The sequence below is a fragment of the Streptomyces nogalater genome (assembly GCF_039532885.1).
Classification (GTDB): Bacteria; Actinomycetota; Actinomycetes; order Streptomycetales; family Streptomycetaceae; genus Streptomyces; species Streptomyces nogalater.
This window is the reverse complement of the sequence record NZ_BAAASM010000080.1, coordinates 1-511: the sequence shown is the minus strand read 5'-3', so window position 1 is coordinate 511 and position 511 is coordinate 1. Positions and strand designations below refer to the sequence as shown.

Annotated in this window: 1 protein-coding gene; it reads left to right on the top strand. The window is 66.9% G+C overall.

Going from position 1 to position 511, the window contains the following annotated elements:
• A partial coding sequence (locus tag ABD350_RS37445) for an acyltransferase domain-containing protein (RefSeq protein ID WP_344353870.1) occupies positions 1 to 511 on the top strand: 511 nt, incomplete at both ends.

Sequence of the window (511 nt, the reverse complement as noted above, 5' to 3'; positions counted from 1 at the left end):
TCGTGGGGTGTGCGGCCGGATGTGGTGGTGGGGCATTCGGTGGGTGAGTTGGCTGCGGCGCATGTGGCGGGGGTGTTGTCGTTGGAGGATGCGGCGCGGTTGGTGTGTGTGCGTGCGGAGTTGATGCAGGCTCTGCCGGGTGGTGGGGCGATGGTGGCTGTGGAGGCGTCGGAGGGTGAGGTGGTGCCGCTGTTGGCGGGTCGGGTGGGGATCGCTGCGGTGAATGGTCCTCGGTCGGTGGTGGTGTCGGGGGATGAGGGGGCTGTTGAGGGTGTGGTGGAGCGGTTGCGGGGGTTGGGGCGCAGGGTGAAGCGGTTGGCTGTTTCGCATGCGTTTCATTCGCCGTTGATGGAGCCGGTGTTGGAGGAGTTTCGTGCGGTTGCCGGTTCGGTGCGGTTCCAGGAGCCTCGTATTCCTGTGGTGTCGACGCTGACGGGTGCGGTGGCGGCCGGGGATGATCTGGTGACGGCGGGGTATTGGGCGGAGCAGATCCGTGGGACGGTCCGTTTCG